The organism is Desulfobulbus elongatus DSM 2908 (assembly GCF_000621145.1).
Lineage (GTDB): Bacteria > Desulfobacterota > Desulfobulbia > Desulfobulbales > Desulfobulbaceae > Desulfobulbus > Desulfobulbus elongatus.
Genome location: NZ_JHZB01000060.1, coordinates 1 through 7,464 on the forward strand (window position 1 = coordinate 1; position 7,464 = coordinate 7,464).

The 7,464-nt window shown below is 64.3% G+C and carries 6 protein-coding genes and 1 pseudogene; all 7 read right to left on the reverse strand.

The features are described from left to right. A pseudogene (locus tag Q362_RS24355) lies at nt 1-232 on the reverse strand (ISL3 family transposase); the annotation flags it as partial. Between the two features lie 233 nt (nt 233-465). Continuing rightward, nucleotides 466-588, reverse strand: a complete 123-nt coding sequence (locus Q362_RS24790) for a hypothetical protein (RefSeq protein ID WP_281172911.1) — start codon at nt 586-588, stop codon at nt 466-468. A gap of 1,084 nt (nt 589-1,672) precedes the next feature. Continuing rightward, nucleotides 1,673-3,118, reverse strand: coding sequence for a GTPase/DUF3482 domain-containing protein (locus Q362_RS0117135; RefSeq protein WP_028319632.1), 1,446 nt, complete (start codon nt 3,116-3,118; stop codon nt 1,673-1,675). Beyond that, entirely contained in the window at nt 3,115-4,716 is a 1,602-nt protein-coding gene (locus Q362_RS0117140; RefSeq protein WP_028319633.1) for a DUF2868 domain-containing protein, read from the reverse strand. The genes Q362_RS0117135 and Q362_RS0117140 overlap by 4 nt, the downstream gene beginning before the upstream one ends. A gap of 88 nt (nt 4,717-4,804) precedes the next feature. Continuing rightward, nucleotides 4,805-5,878 carry an adenylate/guanylate cyclase domain-containing protein gene (locus Q362_RS0117145; protein WP_051554452.1) on the reverse strand — a complete coding sequence of 358 codons (1,074 nt, stop codon included), beginning with the start codon at nt 5,876-5,878 and terminating at the stop codon, nt 4,805-4,807. 11 nt (nt 5,879-5,889) lie between these two features. After that, nucleotides 5,890-6,984 carry a chorismate synthase gene (gene aroC / locus Q362_RS0117150; protein ID WP_028319635.1) on the reverse strand — a complete coding sequence of 365 codons (1,095 nt, stop codon included), beginning with the start codon at nt 6,982-6,984 and terminating at the stop codon, nt 5,890-5,892. Nucleotides 6,985-7,119: 135 nt separating this feature from the next. Beyond that, on the reverse strand, nt 7,120-7,464 hold a 345-nt coding region (locus Q362_RS21495), incomplete at its 5' end, for a transposase (RefSeq protein WP_035217088.1).

Below are 7,464 nucleotides of genomic sequence, written 5' to 3' on the forward strand. Positions count from 1 at the left end.
GCAACCGGTGGACCCTTACCCGTAACACAGCCTGCTTCCGACCGATCGGCGGCATCCGGAGCCATCGGGTGTTCCTCCCTTTGAAATGGCAATACCGATACCCGCAGGTTGGACAGACAACATGGCGGCTGGTCGTTTCAACAGAGAAGATGAGCGCATTGCCAAGAAGTTGGGGGTTGCGATAGGTGACGCCCTTGATGCCAAAAGCATGGTATAAAAGTGTTTGTGACATGGCTGAGACTCCTTTTGTTGTCGGGTTTGGTCACCAGACAACATCTCTCATGCCATGTCACTTCGCCACTCATTCCGCAGTCGGGTACGCATTTGCCGGATGAACCTTAAAAAATGCCCGACGAGGCCTATGCCGTGATGTTGCCGACGTTTGAACTGGCAGCGTACCTATGCGCAGAGATTCCACTTGAAATCGGAGACTCTTGTTCAAACAAGCGGGGCCCTCTCTCCCGCCTATTCGGGAAAGGATGGCGGATGAGGATGGTTTCTGCGCCATCGCTCGATGAGCAGCAAGGCGCCCACGATCATCAGCACCACCGCGCTCTTGACCAATTCAAACAGGATATAGCTGCTCATGAAACACCTCCTTGAATTGTCTTGTTGCTTTCGCCTATACGATATGCTCCCTGGATGCCTCTGGCAACAGGGCAACCGGCCGCTCGTCGGGAATTGTGGAGCCTGTGCGTTCCTGAATCATTGGCGGGTCGCGACCATCGAAAAAAGGCGATCATGCTGCCCGATATCGATGCGCGCATCCTGCCGGAGGACGCCCCGTCCCGGTATGCCGCCTGGCTTCGGTGCTGCTCGGACAGCCGCATAGTGGTCCGGTAGACGGCATGGAGCATGGTGACGATGCCGCTGTCCAGGAAGCGGCAGATCGTGCACCGATGGGGGCGGCTTTCCGCCAGACTCGTCCAGGCGCCGGAGAAAATCGGTTAGGTTAGATCGAGGTCATCCTGCTCGTGGATGCTGACCCGCTCCCGGTCGAGCACAAGGCAACTGTCGGCGACGGCGCTACGGGGCAAAGCCGCGAAAAGTAGACCGGTCTGTTCAGGCTGAAGCGGAACAGATTGGCCAGAAACGAAATCTTCGTCAGATCGTTGTCCCGCAGACGATGTTCCAAGGGGGTCATGACAGCAGCCAGCGGCGGTTCGGCAAAAAAGGATGCCCCCTGCCCTCCTCCAGCCAAGGGGCGGTGACAGCAGCCTGTTCGCCAGACCACCGGTCGCCCGGGCAGGCAGCAGGACGCGCACCGGTTCGCGGCAGAAAGGTTCCCACCGTTCCAGAATCAGCAGCAGGGCCTCGTGCCGGACAAGAAACGTGGCCGGCACGGGGGCCGGCGGAATCGTGCGGCCGGTCGTGGCATTCCTCCCAGCAGCGGCTGGCGACATCCGTGAAGAGATGGTCGGAGCAGACGTGCACCGGCAGCCCCGGGCGGACCATCCGGTGCGTGAATCCGAGTACCGCCGCGGTCATCGTCGGATGATGGCAGCAGTTCCTCGGCAAAGCAGGAGACGGTGAAGCCGCCGCCCAGAGACGGCACTGTGGAACCCCATTCCCGGGCCAGGGTCGCCTGCAGGCCGAAGCTGTCCATGGGGGATGGAGAGAAAATAGGGACTGGCGCAGTTGACGATCAGAAGACGGGGGGACATGCGCATGCTCAGGACGACTCGCCGCTGCTCTCCCCGAACGGAACGCGATCCTCGGCGATGTCGATGAACTGATCGCGGAGCAGGTCCTGCAGGGCCACCGAGGCTTCTTCCAGCTCGCCCTCGTGGCCCTTGCGCACCGCCCGGAAAAAACGGTCGGCGATGGCCCGCTGCTCCCTGCGCCAGTGGCTGGTGAGGCCGCCTTTGCCGGCAACCGGGACCGGCTGGGTCAGGTGCTCGTAATCGCGGCGGCCGTGCGCCCAGTTGATCACGTGGGCGTAAAAGAGCAGGCCCCGATCGAGGAGAATATAGAGCAGTTGGATGTTGGCGACCGGCCCCACCTGCAACTGCTCGCCGCCCATGCGCATGCCCAGAAGCCGCACCCCGGAAAGGATGTCCTTGCCCTTGAGGGCGGCGGCGCCGGCGCCGATCAGGCCGCCCACCGCCGAAAACAGGCCGAACGACGTGCCGATGGTGGCGGCGTCGATGCCCACGCCCAGGGCCGCGCCGCCCAGGGCCCCGGCCACGATGATCTGCCGTTCGCTCAGTCCGAGGAATTCCCAGGTCCGCCGGCTGAACAGGTCCTCTGCCAGGATCGACTGCGGCGGCAGGTCCAGGTTGAAGATATTGTGCTTGAACAGGCTGCGGATCGCCTGCCGCATCTGCTGTTCCCGGCTGGCGACATAGGCGCGGTAGGCCTGATGCAGTTCCTGCCGCCGGCGCTGTTCGTCCTCCGGGGCGCAGGGCACGGTCCGCCGGTAGGCCAGCACATCCTGGAGAAAGCCGGCCAGGAGCGCGGCGGCGCGCTGGTTGCGCACCTCCCAGTCCTCCTGGAAGGCCTCGATCACGTCCCGGAGCACTGGCGCCAGCCGCTGGTCGATGGCCTTGAGGCTCTCCAGCAGGTCGATCCGCTGGCGGTAGTTGGCCCGGCAGGAGTTGAAGAGCCTCACCGCGTTGAAATGCTTGCGGAATTCGTTCTGCCACTGGTCGAGGAAGCCGGTCTCGTCCTCCTTGCAGTTGATCACCGCCATCCGGGGCGCGCCGCTCAAGCGGAGGATCTCCATCTCGGCCCGGTCGACGTGGCGCAGGGGCCGCGAGCCATCGACCACGAAAATCACCCCGGCCCCCTCGGCCACCGGCACGAGCAGTTCGCAATCGTCGCGAAAGGCCGGATCGTCCCGGTGGGCGGCGATGAAGGCGGCGAGCATCCCCTCCTCTGGTCCCTGGTAGTCCCTGAACCATTGCAGGGTCTGGCGCGGGTTCTGAAAGCCGGGGGTGTCGATGAAGCGGATGATCTCCCGGCCGTCGATCCGCACCGGAAACGCCTGGCAGACCACGGTTTCGCCGGGGATGGGACTGACCCGCACCGAATCGTCCTCGGCCAGGGTGGAGAGCACCGAAGATTTGCCCTCGTTGGGATGGCCGATGATGGCGAATTCGGGCACCGAGGCTTTCATGGCTGCACCAGGGGGCGGACCGAGAGGTACGGATCGGCCAGGGCCTGCATCTTGCGGCGCCAGACCTGCAACTGCTCCAGCTCGACCGGCGTCAGCACGGTTTGGGGCGCGGGCCGGCCGATGAGGAGGATGGCAATCGGGGTCTGGTCTCCGACCAAGTCGCGCAACTGGCGGACCAGTCCTTCGGTTTCCTTGAGCGGCGGCTGCCAGGCCTCGTGCAGCAGCAGCACGCCGGCCGGCGGTTCCGCGGCCGTCGCCGCCAGCGGCGCCAGGATTGCCGCATCGGGTGTGCCGGGCACGCCGTGGCGCAGACAGGCAGGATCACCGCCGAGTTCCGGCCGCAAGCGCTCGATCAGGGCGGCCCGCAGTCCCTCCCCATCCAGTTCGTCCGGGATCAGCAGGACCCAGCGGCCATCGCCGGAAAACGGCGCTGCTATTGGCGGCGAACCGGCGAAAACAGTGGCGGCCGGTTCCGGGGCAGCGGGTCGGGCCGGGCCGGTCTGCCCTTCTTGCCGAAGGCCGTTAGTATCGATCCGGGGAACGGTCATCCGCTGCACCAGCGGCCGGAGATCCAGGGTGGCGAAATGGAGCTGGTCCAGGGTCCGCCGCTGTTGCGCCAACCCCACGATCAGCAGCAGGCACCGGGGCAGCAGGCCGTAAACCAGCACCGCGCAGCAAAGAAAAGGCCACCAGGCGACCAGATTGGCGGTCTCCAGATGGGTCATCCCCTCCTTGAGCACCATCTGACTGCCCTGGATCTGCGCCAGGGTCGGCACCGCCTGCGGCAGCCACCAGGACCACGGCAGGGCGAACCACTGTACCAGGCCGGCCACCAGTTCGGCGGAGAGTTGCAGGGTCGACTGCCAGGCAAAGGCGATATCGGCAAAGGTCACCTTGGCCAGGGTGGCGCCGATCACCCCCAGATTGAAGCCGATGCCTCCCAACTGCACCAGGGCAAAGGCCGGCCAGATCAGCAGCGCCGCCAACTCCTTGCGCTGGCGCACGCCGCCGGCGATGGCCGCCAGATCGAGCCGCTGGCGGCCGGTGAGCGCCGGCTGCAACCGCCGGCGGATGCCATCCAACCCCCGCATCAGCATCCGGCCGAGGAAGAGATAGAATACCGACGCCTCCAGAGACAGCCGCCGCAGCCGCCGGTAGCCGAACAGCAGGCCCTGAAGGCCGATCATGCCGATCTGCAGGAGCACGAACAGGCCGAAATAGACCGACACGTTGAGCGGGGTCGTCCCGGCGTAGAGGAGCAGGGAGGCGGCCGCGCCGATACCGACGGCAAGACCGGAGCAGAAGATCAGCACCTGGCACAGGAAGGCCAGCTCCCGCCACACGGTGCCGGGCAGCGGCGTTCCCTCGGCGGCCTGTTCCTGCCGGTAGTGCAGGCGCCGCATGGTCAGCCATTTCCGCACCAGGATCCGGGGCGGAATGGCATCGGCCTTGCCCAGTTGCGGCTCGATCTTGGTGAGGTAGATCAGCCGGTCGCGCTTGGCCAGCGCCGCCTCGCCGCCCTCACGACGCAACTCCTCGTCAATCCGGCAGAAATAATGGAAATCGATGAGGTCGGCGATGGTCCACAGGGTGCTCACGACCACACCTCCGGGGAAGCGGCCGTCTCATGGCACAGGGGCGGGAAAGCGGGGCGGGGCGACATGCCGTGGTCTCCGGAGTGGGGCCTTAGGCGGCTGCAACCGGCGGGACCGGTTGCCGTCCTTCGAGAAAATAGATGGACTGCATGCCCTTGCCTTTCATGTCGACATCCAGCGAGCAGGAAAATACAAATTCGGGCCGCAACACCTCGTAGACCTCGGCCGAGACGTTGATGCGCATCGGTTCGGACAGGGCCTGCAACCGGGCGGCGACGTTGACCGTGTCGCCGAAGATGTCGTAGAGGTATTTCTTGGTGCCGACGATGCCGCCCACCACCGGCCCGGCATGGAGGCCGACCCGCACCTGCCACTGCCGGCCAGAGCGGTTGCGCTCCCGAAGACAGGCCACCATCGCCAGGGCCGCCCTGGCCGCATTGCGGACATGACCGCCATCCGATTCGGGGATGCCGCAGACAAAGAGGTAGGCGTCGCCGACGGTCTTCATCCGCTCGCAGCGATGCACCTCGGCGATCAGGTCGAAGGCGGTGAACAGGCCGTTGAGTTCGTCGATGAGCACCTCCGGCGCCAGGGCGGTGGCGGCGGAGGTGAACTGGACGATATCGACGAAACAGACCGCCACGTCGGCGAAACACTGGGGCGAACACCGGCCCTTTTCCATCAGTTCGGCGGCGACGTGCGCCGGCAGGACGTTGAGCAGCAGGGACTCGGATTTCTGTTTTTCCAGTTCGAGCTGGCGGTTTTTTTCGGCCAGTTGCCGCTGCAGCCGGCAGAGTTTGAGGTGGGTGCCGATCCTGGCCAGGACCTCGGCCGGGTGAAAGGGCTTGGTGATGTAATCGACCCCGCCCGCGGCGAAACCGCTGAGCTTGTCGGCGGTGTCGTCGAGCGCCGAGATGAAGATGACCGGGATGTCGCGGGTCGCCTCCCGCCCGTTGAGCCGGCGGCACAGTTCCAGCCCGTCCATCTCCGGCATCAGGATGTCGAGCAGGATCAGATCGGGCCGCTCTTCGGCGATCCGATCCAGGGCCTCTTTGCCGTTCCCGGCGATCCGCACGGCAAAGCCTTCCTTTTCCAGCAGATTCTGCAGGATGCGCCGATTGATCGGGGAATCCTCGACAATCAGGATGACGGCCGAACCCGTCACGTCCCGATCCGTCACGCAGGGGTGACCGACTGCCGGGCGCGCTGCCGCAGGGCCATGTCGATGAGGACCAGGGCGGCCATGGCCTCGACGATCGGCACGGCCCGGGGCACCACGCAGGGATCGTGCCGCCCCTTGGCCTCGAGAGCGACCGGCTCGCCGTCGAAATCGACCGTTTCCTGTGCCAGGCCGATGGTGGCCACCGGCTTGAAGGCCACCCGGAAGACAATGGGCTCGCCGTTGCTGATGCCGCCCTGCACGCCGCCGCTGAAGTTGGTTTTGGTGCCCAGCCGGTCGCCTTTGCTGACGAAGGGGTCGTTGTGCCGACTGCCGCGCATGCGGGTGCCGGCAAAGCCGGAACCGATCTCGAACCCCTTGGTGGCGGGGATCGACAGCATGGCCTGGGCCAGCCGGGCCTCCAGCTTGTCGAACACCGGCTCGCCGAGCCCGACCGGCACGTTGCGGCAGACGCAGGTGAGAATGCCGCCGGTGGAGTCCTTGGCCGCCAGGATCTCCTTGATCCGCTCCTCCATCCGCCCGGCGGTGACGGCATCGGGGCAACGGACGATCTGGCGGTCGACCTCGGCGCGGGTGATCCGTTCGACATCCGCTTCCGGGGCCTCGATATCGCCGACCGCGCTCACCCAGGCCACGATTTCGGTGCCGTAGGTCTCGCGCAGCCATTTCTCGGCAATGGCACCGGCAGCCACCCGGCCGATGGTCTCGCGGGCGCTGGACCGGCCGCCGCCGCTGGAGGCGCGCACGCCGTACTTCATCTGGTAGGTGAAATCGGCGTGCGAAGGCCGGGGAATGCGGCTCATCTCGCCGTAATCCTGGGGCCGCTGGTCCTTGTTGTTGACCAGGAGCATGATCGGCGTGCCCAGGGTCCGGCCGAACTCGGTGCCGGAATAGATGACCACCTGATCGGCCTCCTGGCGTGGGGTGGACAGGTCGGACTGCCCCGGCCGCCGCCGGGAGAGCTGCGGCTGGATGTCCGCCTCGGTCAGGGCCATGCCGGGCGGACAGCCGTCGACGATGGCGCCCACCCCCTTGCAGTGCGATTCACCGAAGGTGGTGACTCTGAAAAGTGTTCCCAGCGTGCTGGACATTGAAGGCTCCTTGGATTTTTATGACTGTAGTTTTGTCGATTGACAAAGCTATATGCAAGTTATCGATGTGTTCACAAAATAAATGAAAAATCACGCCACAGGAACAAAAGCATTACTGGCAGTTCACATAAGTGATTATCCATAAATAACCATGACCTTGTTCAGGACAATCATGGCGGCTGCCAATGTGTTGAGTGCAATGTACGAGAGATCTGTCTTCTCGTATCGTGGTATCAATTTGCGAAACCGGTTGAACCATGAATGTGCTAACTCAACGACCCAGCGCCGTGCCTTGAACGAAGGATCTCTTTCGATCAATTTTTTCTCTTCGCCTCGTGGGCGGATGTGGGGGATGAAGCCATTGGAGAGTACAGTATCCTCCTTGCCCACATATGCTGCATCAAGGCAGAGATTTTGCGGAGTATCCTTTTCTTTTGGCGCCACCACTCTGTTTTTCAGCAAAACGTCAAGAGAGACGCT